Source organism: Nocardiopsis metallicus (assembly GCF_014201115.1).
Lineage (GTDB): Bacteria > Actinomycetota > Actinomycetes > Streptosporangiales > Streptosporangiaceae > Nocardiopsis > Nocardiopsis metallicus.
The window spans coordinates 1,720,680-1,735,089 of the sequence record NZ_JACHDO010000001.1 but is presented as its reverse complement, the minus strand read 5'-3'; the positions used below and the strand labels follow the sequence as shown (position 1 = coordinate 1,735,089).

Annotated in this window: 18 protein-coding genes; 10 read left to right on the top strand and 8 right to left on the bottom strand. The window is 70.6% G+C overall.

Annotated features, from left to right (window positions below; genetic code table 11):
• The first annotated feature begins 37 nt into the window (after nucleotides 1-37).
• Nucleotides 38-877 (top strand): alpha/beta fold hydrolase, encoded by an 840-nt coding sequence (locus tag HNR07_RS07305; RefSeq protein ID WP_184363604.1) that lies wholly within the window; start codon nucleotides 38-40, stop codon nucleotides 875-877.
• Nucleotides 878-904: 27 nt separating this feature from the next.
• On the opposite strand, the gene HNR07_RS07300 is transcribed toward HNR07_RS07305, so the two are convergent.
• Nucleotides 905-1,843, bottom strand: a complete 939-nt coding sequence (locus HNR07_RS07300; RefSeq protein ID WP_184363601.1) for an EamA family transporter — start codon at nucleotides 1,841-1,843, stop codon at nucleotides 905-907.
• Nucleotides 1,844-1,911: 68 nt separating this feature from the next.
• Here HNR07_RS07300 and HNR07_RS07295 point away from each other — a divergent pair, with 68 nt between their 5' ends.
• Nucleotides 1,912-2,787 (top strand): LysR family transcriptional regulator, encoded by an 876-nt coding sequence (locus HNR07_RS07295; protein WP_184363597.1) that lies wholly within the window; start codon nucleotides 1,912-1,914, stop codon nucleotides 2,785-2,787.
• Nucleotides 2,788-2,807: 20 nt separating this feature from the next.
• Here the strand turns inward: HNR07_RS07295 and HNR07_RS07290 are convergent, their stop codons facing one another.
• Nucleotides 2,808-3,380 (bottom strand): maleylpyruvate isomerase family mycothiol-dependent enzyme, encoded by a 573-nt coding sequence (locus tag HNR07_RS07290; RefSeq protein ID WP_221318743.1) that lies wholly within the window; start codon nucleotides 3,378-3,380, stop codon nucleotides 2,808-2,810.
• 180 nt (nucleotides 3,381-3,560) lie between these two features.
• The gene (locus HNR07_RS07285) at nucleotides 3,561-4,250 is read right to left on the bottom strand and encodes a GAP family protein (RefSeq protein ID WP_184363594.1); all 690 of its coding nucleotides are present in this window, start codon (nucleotides 4,248-4,250) and stop codon (nucleotides 3,561-3,563) included.
• Nucleotides 4,251-4,320: 70 nt separating this feature from the next.
• Between HNR07_RS07285 and HNR07_RS07280 the strand changes: the two genes are divergently transcribed.
• Both HNR07_RS07280 and HNR07_RS07275 read left to right on the top strand, forming a co-directional pair.
• Nucleotides 4,321-4,953 (top strand): TetR/AcrR family transcriptional regulator, encoded by a 633-nt coding sequence (locus HNR07_RS07280; RefSeq protein WP_184363591.1) that lies wholly within the window; start codon nucleotides 4,321-4,323, stop codon nucleotides 4,951-4,953.
• Between the two features lie 387 nt (nucleotides 4,954-5,340).
• Nucleotides 5,341-5,907 carry a GNAT family N-acetyltransferase gene (locus tag HNR07_RS07275; protein ID WP_184371642.1) on the top strand — a complete coding sequence of 189 codons (567 nt, stop codon included), beginning with the start codon at nucleotides 5,341-5,343 and terminating at the stop codon, nucleotides 5,905-5,907.
• Between the two features lie 67 nt (nucleotides 5,908-5,974).
• Here HNR07_RS07275 and HNR07_RS07270 read toward each other — a convergent pair whose 3' ends face one another.
• On the bottom strand, nucleotides 5,975-6,382 hold the full coding sequence (locus tag HNR07_RS07270) for a MarR family winged helix-turn-helix transcriptional regulator (protein ID WP_184363589.1): 408 nt from the start codon (nucleotides 6,380-6,382) through the stop codon (nucleotides 5,975-5,977).
• Nucleotides 6,383-6,515: 133 nt separating this feature from the next.
• On the opposite strand from HNR07_RS07270, the gene HNR07_RS07265 reads away from it, so the two are divergent.
• A complete protein-coding gene (locus HNR07_RS07265; protein ID WP_246420178.1) occupies nucleotides 6,516-6,944 on the top strand; it encodes a macro domain-containing protein in 429 nt (142 codons plus the stop codon).
• A 125-nt stretch (nucleotides 6,945-7,069) separates the two neighbouring features.
• Here HNR07_RS07265 and HNR07_RS07260 read toward each other — a convergent pair whose 3' ends face one another.
• The gene (locus HNR07_RS07260; protein ID WP_184363586.1) at nucleotides 7,070-7,870 is read right to left on the bottom strand and encodes a class I SAM-dependent methyltransferase; all 801 of its coding nucleotides are present in this window, start codon (nucleotides 7,868-7,870) and stop codon (nucleotides 7,070-7,072) included.
• 184 nt (nucleotides 7,871-8,054) lie between these two features.
• Between HNR07_RS07260 and HNR07_RS07255 the strand changes: the two genes are divergently transcribed.
• Entirely contained in the window at nucleotides 8,055-8,627 is a 573-nt protein-coding gene (locus HNR07_RS07255; RefSeq protein ID WP_184363583.1) for an RNA polymerase sigma factor, read from the top strand.
• The gene (locus HNR07_RS07250) at nucleotides 8,615-9,700 is read left to right on the top strand and encodes a CU044_5270 family protein (protein ID WP_184363580.1); all 1,086 of its coding nucleotides are present in this window, start codon (nucleotides 8,615-8,617) and stop codon (nucleotides 9,698-9,700) included. The genes HNR07_RS07255 and HNR07_RS07250 overlap by 13 nt, the downstream gene beginning before the upstream one ends.
• Nucleotides 9,701-9,796: 96 nt before the next feature.
• On the opposite strand, the gene HNR07_RS07245 is transcribed toward HNR07_RS07250, so the two are convergent.
• The gene (locus HNR07_RS07245) at nucleotides 9,797-10,165 is read right to left on the bottom strand and encodes a DUF4180 domain-containing protein (protein ID WP_184363576.1); all 369 of its coding nucleotides are present in this window, start codon (nucleotides 10,163-10,165) and stop codon (nucleotides 9,797-9,799) included.
• Nucleotides 10,166-10,215: 50 nt separating this feature from the next.
• The gene (locus HNR07_RS07240; protein WP_184371639.1) at nucleotides 10,216-10,647 is read right to left on the bottom strand and encodes a helix-turn-helix domain-containing protein; all 432 of its coding nucleotides are present in this window, start codon (nucleotides 10,645-10,647) and stop codon (nucleotides 10,216-10,218) included.
• Between the two features lie 160 nt (nucleotides 10,648-10,807).
• On the opposite strand from HNR07_RS07240, the gene HNR07_RS07235 reads away from it, so the two are divergent.
• A complete protein-coding gene (locus HNR07_RS07235; protein WP_184363572.1) occupies nucleotides 10,808-11,290 on the top strand; it encodes a VOC family protein in 483 nt (160 codons plus the stop codon).
• A gap of 23 nt (nucleotides 11,291-11,313) precedes the next feature.
• Here HNR07_RS07235 and HNR07_RS07230 read toward each other — a convergent pair whose 3' ends face one another.
• The gene (locus HNR07_RS07230) at nucleotides 11,314-12,063 is read right to left on the bottom strand and encodes a (2Fe-2S)-binding protein (protein ID WP_312893655.1); all 750 of its coding nucleotides are present in this window, start codon (nucleotides 12,061-12,063) and stop codon (nucleotides 11,314-11,316) included.
• A 205-nt stretch (nucleotides 12,064-12,268) separates the two neighbouring features.
• Between HNR07_RS07230 and HNR07_RS07225 the strand changes: the two genes are divergently transcribed.
• Nucleotides 12,269-13,681 (top strand): sensor histidine kinase, encoded by a 1,413-nt coding sequence (locus HNR07_RS07225; protein ID WP_184363567.1) that lies wholly within the window; start codon nucleotides 12,269-12,271, stop codon nucleotides 13,679-13,681.
• Nucleotides 13,678-14,376, top strand: coding sequence for a response regulator transcription factor (locus HNR07_RS07220; protein ID WP_376769907.1), 699 nt, complete (start codon nucleotides 13,678-13,680; stop codon nucleotides 14,374-14,376). Before HNR07_RS07225 ends, HNR07_RS07220 begins: the two co-directional genes overlap by 4 nt.
• Nucleotides 14,377-14,410: the final 34 nt, after the last annotated feature.

The following is a 14,410-nucleotide window of genomic DNA, read 5'->3' as shown; positions in this document are numbered from 1 at the left end:
TTAGAGTACTTTAAGGAACTATAGAGAGGGTTGTGTCATGAGTGCGATCTACCGAACCGAGGCCGGAGGGCAACGACTCCAGGAGCGGTACCGCCGGGACCTGGCACAGGTGCCGGTCCCCGCCGAGCACCTGCTCGCGCCCACCCGCGAGGGAGAGACCTTCGTGCTGGCCTGCGGCCCCGAGCAGGCCCCGCCCCTGGTGCTGTTGCACGGCTCGGGCGCCAACAGCAGCCACTGGTTCGCGGACCTGCCCGCCTGGTCCCGACACTTCCGGGTGTACTCGGTGGACCTGGTCGGCGAGCCCGGTCTGAGCGCACCCTCCCGTCCCGACCTGAGTACCGAAGCCAGCGCGCTGTGGCTGGACGACGTGTTCGAGGCGCTCGGCCTGGAGCGGGCGGCCCTGGCAGGGCTGTCCCTGGGCGGTTGGACGGCGCTGGACTACACGATCCGACGCCCCGACCGCGTCACCCGCCTCGCCCTGGGCTGCCCCGCAGGTGTGGGTCCCCAACGCCAGTGGCCGATTCTGGGGGCGTGGCTGCTGATGCTGTTCGGCCGGCGCGGTCGGGAGCGCTCCGTTCGCTTTCTGCTGGGCCTGGGGCGGACCGGGGACAAGGCGGTGGTGGACGCGATCACGGAGGTGTTCGCCCAGTTCCGGCCGCGCACCGAGACCCTGCCGGTCTTCTCCGATGACGCGTTGCGCGGGCTGGGGCTTCCGGTCCAGGTGACCGTGGGTGAGCGCGACCGGATGTTCGACTCCGCCCGCACCGCGCGGCGTTTCGCTGAATGCGTGCCGCACGCACGGGTGCGGGTGCTGCCCGGTGTCGGCCACGGCATCACGGGCCAGACCGAGCCGGTCCTGGAGTTCCTGCGGGGCTGAGAGCGTCGGGTGCCGCAGCGGGGCGGCTCAGCCTCGCTCCGGCCCGCCTCGCCCGACCGTTCCGGCGCTGACCGCGTTGGCGGCCACGATCGCCAGGATCGCTGTCCCCTCCACCCAGTGCGGGATCTGGTCCAGCACGAGCCAGCCCGCCAACGACGCCATCACCGGGTGCACACTCATGAACAGTCCGAAGAAACGGGCCGGAAGCCGGCGCAGCGCGTACAGATCGCCCAGGAACGGCACCATCGAGGAGAGCACGCCCGCCACGGCCGCGCAGGCCAGGGCCACCGGTGTGGGCGGGTTCAGGTACAGCACGGCGATCCCGATCGGCACGAACACCAGCGACGAGACCCCCGCGGCCGCGGCGGAGCCCTCGATGCCCGGCAGGCGCCGTCCCACGGTCCGGTTGAGCAGGATGTAACCCGCCCAGCAGGCCGCCGCGACCAGGGCCAGGGCGATCCCGAAGTAGTCGGTGGAGGGCTGCGGGCGCATCAGGAGCGCCACCGCGCCACCAGCCACCAGCGCGCAGACCAGATCGGTCCACCGACGCGAGGCGGCCAGGGCTACCGCCAACGGGCCGAGGAACTCCAGGGTGACCGCCAGCCCCAACCCGATGCGGTCGATCGCCAGGTACAGGGTCAGATTCATCGCCCCGAACACCACCGCCATCGACAACACCGGCCACCACTGCGCCCAGGTGAACGAGCGCAGCCGGGGCCGCCCCACCGCCATCAGCACCGCGCCCGCCACCCACTGGCGGACCGCGACCACCCCGACCGGCCCGATAACGGGGAAGGCCAGGGCGCCGGTGGCCGCGCCGGCCTGGTTGGAGGCGCCGCCCAACAGCATCACCGCCATGCCCCGCAAGCTCCGCGAACCCGTATCCGAGGCAGCACGCGGACCCGTGCCCGCGTCGGGCCCCGTGGTGCCGTTCCCGCCCTGTCCGGTGTCGGTGGAGGTCGTCATGGGGCGAGCATCCATCCACCTTTCACATACGCAAAATGCATACGAGTGAACATCCATACGCTAGACGCATGGATCTCGAACTCCGTCACCTGCGCTGCCTCATCGCGATCGTCGACACCGGTAGCTTCAGCGACGCCGCCCTAGAACTCGGGGTCTCCCAGGCGGCGGTGTCACGGACCCTGGCCGCGTTCGAGGGCATCCTCGGGGCGCGGCTGCTGCACCGCACCAGCCGCAACGTCACCCCGACCACGGCGGGGGTCCAAGTGCTGGCCCGCGCCCGTCACCTGCTGGCCGAGGCCGACAACCTGGTCAGCGAGGCCACCACCGGACACACCCGACTGCGGGTGGGGCACGCCTGGTCGGCGGTGGGCCGCCACACCGCCGAGTTCCAGCGCCGCTGGGCCGACCTGTACCCGGACGTGGCCCTGCACCTGATCCGCACCAACACACCCACCGGCGGGCTGGCCGAAGGGCTGTGCGACCTGGCGGTGGTACGGGCGGCCTTCGACGGCAAACGCTTCGACAGCGCGGTGGTCGGCCACGAGAGACGGCACTGCGCGATGGCCTCGGACGACCCCTGGGCGCGGCGCCGTTCGCTGCGTCTGGCCGAACTCTCCGAAAGGCTGCTGCTGTTCGACCGGCGCACCGGGACCACCACCGCCGAACTGTGGTCGGAGGGAGAGCGCCCGGTCATGGAGCACGTCAACGACATCGACGACTGGTTGGCGGAGATCGCCACCGGGCGGGCGGTCGGCATCACTCCGGAGAGCACCGCCACCCAGTACCGGCGCGACGGGATCGTCTTCCGGCCCCTGCGCGACGCCCCGCTCATCCCGGTCCGGCTGGTCTGGCGGCGACACGACCCGCACCCGGCCACGCACGCCGCGGTGGCGCTGCTCTCGGAGCTGTACCGGAAGGGCCCGCACGGGGCGAAGGGGCGCTGACCACCCTCGCGTACGCAGCCTCAGTTCGGCGGCTGCCAGGCTGGGTCGCGGCCGATGAAGGCCAACAGCCTGTCCTGCTCCGAGGCCTGCGGTGAGACGGGCACCTCAGGTCCGTACTCCCCGCTCTCCCGCAGGATCTGCTCGATCGGCCCCATCGCCGCCAGAACGGTCGCACAGCGTTCCGCTCCCAGGTCCGGCTCCCGGCCGAGTGCCTTCGCCAGGTCCCAGGAGTGCATCCACACGTCGGTGGTGTAGAACTCGTCGATCGCCTCGTCCACGGGTCTGTCCCCGATCTCCGGGTTGCTGAGCACCCGCCCCTCGGGGTTTTCGAGGATGTCCTGGATACGGGCGACGTGCTGTCGCCAGGCACCGACCGGGTCGGCCCCGACGTCCAGTTCCGCAAGCCTGATCCCTGCGCCCTCCAGGAATTCGCCGGGCCACTCGACCAGGTGCCGCACCACGTCGAGGGCCGTCCACTCGGCGACCGGGCTGGGACGCCCCCAGTCCTCGTCCGAGGCGGACTCGGCCAACGCCGTGATGAGGGCCGCGTCGTCCGCGTGCCGCTGGGCCGGTCCCATCGAATCCCGCGTCATCTCCGTCTCCCTTCGCGGACCGCTCGTGGAACCGGTCGTACCCGTCGTCGCTACGGATAGGCGCGCGGCGACGTCGGCGGCGGAGTGACCGCACACGACGAAGGGTCGCTGGCGTGAGGGCCGGGGGTGGTGCTGGCCCCACCCCGCGACGGGCGGGAGTGCCCGTGGGCCGGGGGGGGGTCAGTCGCGCAGGGAATCGAGCACGTCCGTGAATCCCACTTGGCCGAGGCCGTTGATGAGCAGCAGGAAGCCGACGATGCCGATAATCCAGGCCAGGGCCTCGCGCGAGCCCGCGTCGATCTTCTCCCGCCAGCGTTCGAGTCTGGGGCGCAGGCGCTCACCGAAGGCGCGGTGGCCCAGGTAGAGCAGGATCGGAGGCAGAACCATGATCAGGTTGTAGGCGGCCAGCATCGGTACCCAGGTGTGCGCGGCCAGTCCGGCGGCGCCCATGATGCCGATGGCGCCGAGGTAGGGGAAGGCGGTTCCGGCCTCCAGCAGGCCGGTGGCCAGTCCCAGGCCGATCATGGTGGTGGTGCGCAAGGAGGTCGGGCGGCGCGGGGTGCGCTTCTTGGTCGGCATCACCCAGGAGTAGGCGAAGAGGCCGCCGCCCAGGAGCACCATGGCCCAGCCGGTGACGGGGTTGTCGGACAGCCCGGAGATCCGGTCCAGGACCGCGGTCAGGCCCAGCATCAGCGCGCATCCGAGGGCGAAGTAGAAGAGCGCGACCGTGCCGAGGTAGGCGAAGAGGGGGCGGGCGACCGAGCGGGCCCCGCTCAGCAGCACGAAGAGTGTGACGCCCAGGGTGGTGGGGCTCAGGGTGTCCAGGAGTGCCAGTCCGGCGACCGGCAGCAGTACTTCCAGGGGTGGCACGGGGTCCTCCTCGCTTCTTTTTCACACGACTGTGCTAAATAAAATAACACAGATGTGCTAAAAAGGAAGCGTGCCCAAGATCGTCGACCACGAAGAGCGCCGCCGAGAGCTCGCCGAAGCCCTGTGGAGGGTGATCGTCGCCTCCGGCCCCCAAGCCGTGTCCATCCGTAGCGTCGCCGCCGAGGCTGGGCTGTCCGCGGGGGCGCTGCGCCACTACTTCCAGACCCGCGAGGAACTCCTGGTCTTCGCCATGGACCTGTCCGAGCAGCGGGTGAGCGAGCGGATGCGGGAGTACTCACGCACCCTGGACCCCGGCCTGCCCGTGGTCGAGCGGGTCGCCAGGTTCGCCGAGCAGATGCTCCCCCTGGACGAGATGCGGCGCGCCGAGTTCCGTGCCTGGGAAGCCGCGGGAGCACTCGGGGAAGGAGACCCCCGGCGCGAGGAGCGCTGGATCCGGCAACGCGGCCTCTACCGCCGACTCGTCGGCGCGCTCGGCGGGCTGCCGCCCTTGGACGACCCCGGGCAGGAGCACCCCGACCCTTGGCTGGAGACCTGGTCGGAGCATCTGCACACCTACATCGACGGCCTGGCGATCCAGATGATGCTCGCCTCCAGCCAGGTCCCCCCGGAGACCGCCAAGGCACAGATCCGCGCCTTCCTCGCCTTCATCGAGTCCACCCGCCGGGCTGAGGGGGCCGGGTGAGGGGTACCGGCTGAGGTGTGGTCAGACCGCATGGAGACGAAAATCGGCATCGATGGTGTCGGGGGATCTGTCTGCACAGGTCACCGCCACCACCCGCAGCCCGGTTCCAGACCACGCCCGCAGACCTCGCTCGGGAAGGGCGCACAGGTTTCTGGGCCCGAGGCGAAGCTCGTCGACGGCCCGTAGCGGTCGGCGACGATCCCGGTGCAGAGATCAGCAGAGCGCATTCGCCGCACGCTACGAAGCCGGGGTCGAGCCCGCCATGGGTTTCCGCGCCGCCAGTGGGGTCTTGGGAGGGACTCGGGACGGGGCGCGGTAGCCTCGCGGGCTTGGCCATACTGGAGTGCACAGTTGAGCAGAACCGATGGAGAACAGGGCGTGAGCACCATGCAGAGCGGTGAGGGCGTGCCGGACGACCGTCCCAAGATCGAGTTCCGGACCGCGGCGACCGCCGATGCCCCCGCCCTGGTCGCCCTGGTCAACTCCTCCTACCGGGGCGACAGCTCCCGCCAGGGCTGGACGACCGAGGCCGACTTCCTCGACGGTCAGCGAGTGGACGCCGACACCATGACCGAACTGCTCGGCCGCACCAACTCCCTGGTCCTGGTGGGGGAGTCCGAGGGGGAGATCGTCACCTGCTGCGAGCTGCAGCGCAGTATCAACGGGGCGTACTTCGGGATGTTCTCGGTGCGCCCCGACCTCCAGGGGGCGGGGCTGGGCCGGGCCGTCCTGGCCGAGGCCGAGCGCACGGCCGCCCTGGAATGGGGCTGCCGCCTGATGCGGATGAAGGTCCTCAAGCAGCGGCCCGAGCTGATCGCCTGGTACGAACGGCGCGGTTACACCAGCACCGGCAAGACCGAGCCCTTCCCCTACGGCGATGACGCCTTCGGCCTGCCCAGGCGGGACGACCTGGTCTTCGTCGAGCTCACCCGGGAACTGCCCGCCGGCCCGTAGGGGCCCAAGGGCTCTTCGCCACGTGCCGACGCGGAGCTCTCTCGCCCCGATGTGGGCGAGGGGTCCCTCAGGCCTGTTCCAGGTTGGCCGACATCCGCTCCAGGACGTTGACGGTGTCCCGGTACTCCTGGTCGCTGATTCCCGCGCACAGCCGACTGCGCGTCTGCTGGACCTTCGCCAGGAGCTCGTCGTGGGCCCGGTGCCCCTCGGAGGTCAGTTCCAGGGCGACCAGGCCGCTCACCCAGCCGCGCTGGCGCAGGGCCTCCACCGCCGGGGCCACGGTGGTCTCGTCCTCGTCCAGGAACGGGGCCAGGCGCTGGTCCAGCTGGAGCACGGTTCCGGGTTCGGTGTGCAGGGAGTTGAGTACCTGCCACTGGCGGCGGTCGAGGGACTCCAAGGCCAGGACCCGGTCGAAGTCGTTCTCGATGAGACGGTCCAGGTGCTTGAGCCAGAATCCGATCGGTAGGTCGGACATGGTTCCTCCGGAGGGCCGATGACTGCGTCCCGACAGGTCGAAGATATATCGTCCGTTCACACCGCGACCAGCCTTGCCCGAAAAGCCGGTGCCGCGTGTCGGTGGCGGTCGCCAACCCGCCCCCATGTCCGATATGCCAGACCCACCCCCCGGTCTGCGAATCATGCGCGGCGACGCGACCGGCCCGCGGGCGTCCGGCCCCAAGAACATCGCCCACGTGTGCAACAACCGGGGCGGATGGGGCAAGCCCTTCGTCCTGGCCCTGTCCGGACGTTGGTCCGGACCCGAACGCGACTACCGCACCTGGCGCAGCGGCCGCTCCGGCAACGACTTCGCGCTGGGCGCGGTCCGACTGATCCGGGTGCGCCCCGGAGTCCACGTGGCCAACATGGTTGCCTTGGACGGGGTCGGGCACGGCAGCGGGCCGCCGATCCGATACGAGGCGCTTGCCACCTGTCGGGGACACCTGGCAGACCAGGCCCTTGGACTGGGGCGACGGTACACATGCCCCGGATCGGCTGCGGCCTCGCGGGCGGCAAGTGGAGCCGCGTGCAGCCGTTGACCGAGGAAGGCCTCCCGGACCGGGGTGTGCGCGTCACCGTCTACGACGCGGACTGGCCGTGCGCGCAGGGCGTGACGGGGCGAGAGGACGATGGGCCAGCGGGAAGGGGAGGAGGGCGGCGGCGATCACGGAACGCGGCACAGGATGGCGCCGCGGGGGATGACGAACACCCCGTCGGGGTGCTCGCTCCAACGCTGCCAACCCGCCGAGATCGCCCGCAGGTCCTCTTCGCTCGCCAAGCCCTTCTCGACCGCGCGGCGTCCCATGGTCGACTCCAGGATGCGACGCGACCACATGCCGCCCCACCAGGCACGGCGCTCGGGAGCGGAGTGGTTCCACACCTCGGCGGTGTAGGTGACGTCCTCGAAACCGGCCGCGTGTGCCCAGGCCAGCATGTGGCGTCCAGCATCGGGCTCGCCGCCGTTGGCGCGGGCCACCCGCTGGTACAGGTCCATCCAGGCGTCCAGTTCGGGAAGACGCGGATACCAGTGCATCGCCGAGTAGTCGCTGTCGCAGGCGGCCACCACGCCGCCGGGCCTGGCCACGCGACGCATCTCGGCCAGGGCGCGCACCGGGTCGCCCACGTGCTGGAGGACCTGGTGGGCGTGGACGACGTCGAAGCTGTCGTCGGGCAGGTCAAGGTCGTGGACGTCGCCGACCAGGAAGTCGATGTTGTCCGCGCCCGCTTCTCCGGCGTTGGCGCGGGCCTGGTCGATCGCCTCGCCGGAGGCGTCCACGGCGGTGACCCTGCCGGGGGCCACCCGGCGGGCGAGGTCGGCGGTGATGCTGCCGGGGCCGCAGCCCACGTCCAGCAGGGAGCGGCCGGGGCTCATCTCCCCGAGGGCGTAGGCGGTGGAGTTCTCCGCGTTGCGCCACAGGTAGGAGAGGGTGACCGTGGGGTGCTGTCCGTGGGTGTACTCCGCCATCGCCTGCCGTCCTTCGTGTCGGGGGTTCGGGTCGATCCTACCCCATCGTCTCTATAAGTGAGATTGCTTTCTCACTATTTGAAACATGGCTTCCTTTGCGCGAACCGTTCGGAAAATCCTCGGCGTCGGCCTAACACACGCCCCCGTACCGACATAAGCAGGTGAGAGAACGGGAGGAACGCCTATGGGACACAGTGAGGTCGGAGCCCCACGCTCCGACGAGCGTGCCTTCAACGCCCTGTTCGAACGGCACTACGACGCCGTGTACCGGTACGCGCGGCGCAGGGTGGGTGCGGACCACGCCGACGACGTGGCCTCGGAGGCCTTCGTCGTGGCCTGGCAGAAACGCAGGCGGCTGATCCCCGAACAGGAACTGCCCTGGTTGTACGCGTGCGCACGCCGCATCACCCTGGCCCACCTGCGCAGGAACCAGCGGCAGGACCGGATAGCCGAGTCGCTGACCCGCGAGCCCGGGCGGGTCGGGGTGCATGCCGACGACGCCGACCGCGTCATCGAACGCAACGGGGCCCTGGCCGCCCTGGCCCGGCTCACCGAGATCGAGCGCGAACTCGTGATGCTCGTGACCTGGGAGGGACTGGACAGCCGCGAGGCCGCCAAGGTCGTGGGCTGCACCCACGTCACCGCCCGCGGGCGTCTGCACCGTGCCCGCAAGAGGCTCACCGCCCACCTGGCCGAAACGCCCGAATCCGAGCGGGAGACCGCCTTCAAGGAGAAGGAGACGGCATGGACGACCTGACCGCGCTGCGTAACGCCCTCGAAGGCACCGACCCCGCCACAGACGCCGCCCCCACCGCAGAGGCCCGCCACCGGTCCCGCGCCGACGCCATCGCCCGGCTGAAGGAGAACACCCCCATGACACGCCCCCCGTGGCGCCGCATCCCCGTGCTCGTGGCCGGGGCCGCCACCGCCGCCCTGGCCGTGGGCGCGGCCGCACTGATGCTGCCCACTAACCACCCGGCCGGGGTACCCGTGGCCTACGCCGCCCCGCCCGAGCCCATTGAGGTGGTGGGCGGTGACCCGGTCGACGGCACCGGGCCGCTGCTGGAGCTGGCCGAGGTCGCGGCCGGGCGCGGCGGGCCCAAGGGCCGGGGTGAGGTCGGGTTCGTCTCCTCCACCGGCACGACCCTGTACCGGATGAACGCCAACGCTGGCGACGAGGACCCCGAGGAGACCCACGGCTACGGGTTCGTCCCCTTCGACTGGGACCACTGGCAGGACCTGGAAGGTGAGGTGCGCAGTGAGAGCCGCCCCCAGCCCCCGACCGAGACCGGAGGGGAGGAGGGCGACCACGAGTGGTTCCTGGAGCAGATCAGCGAGATCCACGAGGAGACCCTGCATCCCAGCCTGGTCCTGCCCGAGGAACTGCCCACCGATCCCGACGAGCTGGTGGAGGTGCTCACCGACCTCGGACAGGACCCCGTGGAGGCCCAGGACCCCGACGCGGCCCTGTTCGACTCCGTGACCCGCCTCTACGGCAACCGGCCGCTGTCCGGCGAGGAGGAGGCCGCCGTCCAGCGGCTCATCGCCGACCGTGCCGAGGTGAGTCACCTGGGCACCGCCACCGATCCGCTGAACCGGGAGGGCGAACTCTTCTCCTTCGTCGTCGACGAGCCCGGCGTGCAGGTGCTGCAGTACCGCTACCTCTACGACGCGCGGGACGGCTCGCTGCTGTACAGCGACACCACGCTGGTGGACGAGCACTCCCCGAGTACCCCCATCGAGGACTACGGGCTGACGTACCCGGTGTTGTCCTCCCAGGTCAGCTATGTCTGGGCCGGGTGGGTCGAGGAGATCGGCCAGCGTCCCTGACCGGGGCCCGGTCCCGGGCGCCGATGATTCCGGGGTCCGGATGAGCGGCGGTGGCTGTTCCCGGCGTGCGGGGGCGGCCGCCGCCGTCCGTGCGCCTCAGGCGCGGGGCAGGCGCTCGGCCAGGGCCTCCAGGCCTGGGACGAACCAGCACTGGGTGCCGCGGTCGCATTCGCGGACGAGGTCGCGGAAGGCGTCACTGGCGGACACCTGCCGCGTGACGTCCCCGACCACGGCCAGGCGGATCCGGTAGTTGGCGAACTTCTGCAAGAACTCGCCCGCCACACCGGTACGCAGCCGGAAGAAGTCCGGGTCGAGGCGTTCGGCGGGCACCGCGACCCAGTCGGCTCCGTGGTGGAAGGCGTCGCCCAGCACCTCGGCGGCCTCACGCAGCGGCGATCCCTCCGACGGGCAGAGCATGACCTGGAGCCCGCCCATCCGGCGGGTTTCGGGGAGTGTCTCGGTCATCAGTTCCGGCTCCTTCGCGACGGGGCGCTGCTCGGGTGTCTTCGGAGAGCTCATGGCTGGTCTCCGGTGAGGGAGCCGATGTACCCCAGGAGCGTGGCGGTGGTGTTCAGGTCGCCCACGATGACCACTTTCAGCCGGGAACGCTCCGGATCGTGGACGACCTGGACGTGGGAGCGCCCGCGCTGCTCGGGGCGCCCGGTGACGGTGAGCAGGGTGGTCAGACGGTCGGCGGTGTTCCGGTCGACCCCGTCGACCTGGACCACGGTGGACGCCTCCGCGTGCGGGGTCTCCTCAGTAGCGGGCGGTTGCCCCGCGGCCAGCGGACCGCCGGTGAACTCCTCCAGGTCCTGGCGTCGGATCCGGTACTGCTTACCTATCCGGGTTGCCGTCAGGCGCCCCTCGCGGACGTAGGCGCGCACGGTCTTGACATGCAGCCCCAGGAGATCCGCGACCTGGTCCACCGAGTAGTACTGCTGGGTCATTCCTCGCCTCACCAGAGCTCTTTTCATCCCTAAACTTCCTCAATCCTACTCCATTCCAAGGAAGAAAAGAGAACTTTGAGGAGTTCGGTGCAGGGATGGAGAAGCGGGTACGGGTGAGGAGAGGGGAACATCCGGGGGAGACAGGGGAGAGGGGAAGGCCATGGCCCTCCTGAACAGGATCACGCCGTGTCTGTGGTTCAACGGGCACGCAGAGCAGGCGGTGACGTTCTACACGAACGTCTTCGAGAACTCACGCGTCCTCAAGACCACCTACTACGGCCCCGGTCTGCCGGTGCCCGAGGGGACCGTGCTGACCATCGACTTCGAACTGGACGGCAACCCCTTCACCGCGCTCAACGGCGGCGGGGAGTTCACCTTCGACGAGGCGGTGTCCTTCCAGATCATCTGTCGTGACCAGGCCGAGTCCGATCACTACTGGGGCCGGCTCACCGACGGCGGCCAGGAGAGCCAGTGCGGTTGGCTCCGAGACCGGTTCGGCCTGTCCTGGCAGGTCTTCCCCGAGGAACTGAACACCCTGCTGGAGGACCCCGACCCGGAACGGTCGCACCGGGCCACCCAGGCCATGCTCATGATGCGCCGGATCGACCTGGACGTGGTCCGCCGGGCCGCCGACGGCACCTGAACGCAGGCCACGGATCCGTTCTCTCAGTGGCGCAGGGCGCAGTCGCCGCACAGGCCGCCGTCCGGCAACCGGTAGTACAGGCAGCAGGTGGTGCGCCGGAACACCGCCAGCCCCGACCGGTCCTTCCCCGTGTAGTGGCCGGTCCCGCTGAGCGAAGGTCGATCCAACATCAGACGAACCACTTCCTCGGCCGCCGCGCGCCGCTCCGGCCGGGCACCGCCCAGGGCCCGGGCCGCCCCGGCCAGCGCAGCCGTGGTGTTGCCCCGCAGCAGGCCGGTGGAGATCCGGCCGACACCGGCCAACGCCGCTTCGACCCCCATCAGTACCGGCCCCACCACTGACTCGTCCAACCACTCCGCGACCTCGGCGGGAATCGCGGAGATCGGCTCGGCCCGCTTCTGTACGGTGCGCAGGGTCAGCGGCCCCGAGCGGCCGGGGTCGAAACGCAGATCCGGGGCCCGAAGACGCACCCCGTGGCACAGCGCGAGGGCCAGGGCCGGGGACAGCAGCCGGGAGGCCAGCCCCTGGTGGAAGAGCGACGCGCCCACCCGCCACTCCACGTCCTGGACACCGCCGCCCGACAGCGCCCCGAGCCGGGCCCGTACCCGACGGACCTCCTCAGCCGCCAGCTTTCCGTCCGCCCCGCCCAGCACGGTGACCGGTTCCCATCCCTCTCCCCGGGGTTCGGGCCCCGTCCGCGGCTCCACCTGGAAGAACATGTTGATCCGCCCGACATCCCCGAGCACCTCCGCCAGCACCATGCCCCCGCTCACCAGATGAGGACTGCCCCCACTGTGCCCTGCCCACCTTGTCAGCCCGGCCCCGCCGGGTCAGCAGCACCGCACAGCAGAGCCGGGCGGCCTCTCCCGAAACGGTGGGCGCTACCGGCTCCGGGCAGGGCCGGTAGTGCTGGCACCACCCGGGTTCCTCGTGCTGATGACCTCGTGCCCCAGCCTTCGGGAAACCTAGATTGGTCCTGTGAGCGGCACACATGGACAGCAGGCGTCAGACGCACAGTACGGCAGCGGGGGAAGAGACTTCCGGCTGCCCCGCGCTGTCGACGTGCCCTTCCCCGGCGACGCGCACGGCAACACCTGGCGGGTGCTCCTGGTCGAGGTCCTGCACCTGATGACCTCCCTGGCACTGGCCCTGTTCTACCTGCTCCCGGCGGCACTGCTGCTGGGGGCGGCGGCCGCCTGGTTCACACTGACGCTGTACCTGCCCTGGACCGACCCGTCGGTCGACCTCAGCTTCGGCCGGCTCGTCCGCGACACCGTCTGGTTCCTGGTGGTCATGCCGGTTACCGCCACCCTGCTGGCACGGTTCGCCTGCCAGGTGCAGCGCGACCGGCTCGCCAACGTGTTCGGGATCGTGGAGACCAGCCCGCCCGACCCCCTTGCCGACGACAACCCCTGGTGGCGTGCCTGGCGGTTCGTCTTCGGCCGTGACGCGTGGTCGATGGTGGTCTACACGACCGTCGCCGGGATCCACGGGCTGTTCGCCGCGGGGCTGGTCGTGGTGTTGGTGGTGTGTGGCGGGGCCGCGGCCGTGGGCGCGCTCTTCGGGGTGGTGTACATCCTGGCCCAGGGCTCACCGGGGGACCTGGTGGGGCCGATGGCCCTGGTCGTGGCCGGGCCGCTGGCCGCCGTGATCGGGCTGCGCCTGACCCCGCACATGATCTCCTCCGAGGTCCTCCTGCACCGCCTGCTGCTCTTCGACGCCCCCGAGGTGCGGATACGGCGCCGCCTGCTGCACGTCCAGGACAGCCGCCAGCGCATGGTGGACGAAGCCGAGGCCGAGCGCCGACGCATCGAACGCGACCTGCACGACGGCGCCCAGCAGCGGCTGCTCGCCTTGACCATGACCCTGACCCGGGCCCGCGCACGGCTGGCCCACGACCCCGAGGGGGCCGGTGCGCTGATCGCCGAGGCCCTGGCGGAGTCCAAGGAGGTCATGACCGAACTCCGCCAGGTCGCGCGGGGACTGCACCCCAGGGTCCTGACCGACCACGGGCTCGGCGCCGCCCTGCCGATCGCCGCCGGTCGCTCCCCCGTCCCGGTCCGTTTGGACGTGGAACTGGACGAGCGTCCTTCGGCGCGGGCCGAGGGCGTGGCCTACTACGTGGTCTGCGAGGCGCTGACCAACGTCACCAAGCACGCCGGAGCCGAACAGGTCACCGTGGCCGCCGAACGGGTCCAGGGCCGCGGCCGCCAGAGCGACCTGCTGCGGATCTCCGTCACCGACGACGGGGTCGGGGGAGCCGACCCCGAGGCGGGCACCGGTCTCTACGGGCTGTGGGACCGGGTGGACGCCGTCGACGGGGTGCTGACCGTCCACAGCCCGACCGGCGGGGGAACCGTCCTGACCGCGAACATCCCATGGAAGGCATGACCGTGAGCACGGCCAACACACAGGACGAGCGGCAGGGGCCACGCGTCATCATCGCCGAGGACTCCGTGCTGCTGCGCAGCGGCATGGCGCGGCTGCTGGAGGACTCGGGGGTGGAGATCGTCGCGGCGGTGGGGGACGCCGACGCGTTGATCACCGCGGTCGCCGAGTACCCGGACGTGGACCTGTGCCTGATCGACATCCGGATGCCGCCCACCTACTCCGAGGAGGGCATCCAGGCGGCGGTGAAGATCCGCCGGACCCACCCGGAGGTGGCGGTGCTGTTGCTGTCCCAACACGTGGTCAGCCGGTACGCCGCCGACCTGCTCGGCGGCGGGGCGTCCAAGGTGGGCTACCTGCTCAAGGACCGGGTGGCCGACATCGAGGACTTCCTGGCCGTACTGCGCAGAGTGGCCGACGGCGGGGCGGCGATCGACCCCGAGGTGGTCTCGCAGCTGCTGAGCAGGCACCGGGACCGTGCCCTGGAGCGCCTCACCCCGCGTGAGGGCGAGGTCTTGGAGGTGATGGCCCAGGGACTGAACAACGCCGGTATCGCTGACCGGCTCACCATCACCGAGCGGGCCGTGGAGAAGCACATCAGGTCGATCTTCACCAAGCTGGACCTGGGCCAGGACGACCACGACCACCGCAGGGTCCAGGCGGTGCTGCGCTATCTGCGCGGCGCGGACCGTGACTGAGACGAACGGAAAACGAAGGAGGGCCAGGCCTTCC

Excerpts from the sequence above, each read along its gene's own strand:
- HNR07_RS07240 (WP_184371639.1), bottom strand. The coding sequence starts at position 10,647 with ATGACCCAGCAGTACTACTCGGTGGACCAGGTCGCGGATCTCCTGGGG.
- HNR07_RS07270 (WP_184363589.1), bottom strand. The coding sequence starts at position 6,382 with ATGTCCGACCTACCGATCGGATTCTGGCTCAAGCACCTGGACCGTCTC.
- HNR07_RS07275 (WP_184371642.1), top strand. The coding sequence starts at position 5,341 with ATGCAGAGCGGTGAGGGCGTGCCGGACGACCGTCCCAAGATCGAGTTC.
- HNR07_RS07220 (WP_376769907.1), top strand. The coding sequence starts at position 13,678 with ATGACCGTGAGCACGGCCAACACACAGGACGAGCGGCAGGGGCCACGC.
- HNR07_RS07245 (WP_184363576.1), bottom strand. The coding sequence starts at position 10,165 with ATGACCGAGACACTCCCCGAAACCCGCCGGATGGGCGGGCTCCAGGTC.
- HNR07_RS07260 (WP_184363586.1), bottom strand. The coding sequence starts at position 7,870 with ATGGCGGAGTACACCCACGGACAGCACCCCACGGTCACCCTCTCCTAC.
- HNR07_RS07235 (WP_184363572.1), top strand. The coding sequence starts at position 10,808 with ATGGCCCTCCTGAACAGGATCACGCCGTGTCTGTGGTTCAACGGGCAC.
- HNR07_RS07290 (WP_221318743.1), bottom strand. The coding sequence starts at position 3,380 with ATGACGCGGGATTCGATGGGACCGGCCCAGCGGCACGCGGACGACGCG.
- HNR07_RS07300 (WP_184363601.1), bottom strand. The coding sequence starts at position 1,843 with ATGACGACCTCCACCGACACCGGACAGGGCGGGAACGGCACCACGGGG.
- HNR07_RS07295 (WP_184363597.1), top strand. The coding sequence starts at position 1,912 with ATGGATCTCGAACTCCGTCACCTGCGCTGCCTCATCGCGATCGTCGAC.
- HNR07_RS07305 (WP_184363604.1), top strand. The coding sequence starts at position 38 with ATGAGTGCGATCTACCGAACCGAGGCCGGAGGGCAACGACTCCAGGAG.
- HNR07_RS07250 (WP_184363580.1), top strand. The coding sequence starts at position 8,615 with ATGGACGACCTGACCGCGCTGCGTAACGCCCTCGAAGGCACCGACCCC.
- HNR07_RS07265 (WP_246420178.1), top strand. The coding sequence starts at position 6,516 with ATGCCAGACCCACCCCCCGGTCTGCGAATCATGCGCGGCGACGCGACC.
- HNR07_RS07255 (WP_184363583.1), top strand. The coding sequence starts at position 8,055 with ATGGGACACAGTGAGGTCGGAGCCCCACGCTCCGACGAGCGTGCCTTC.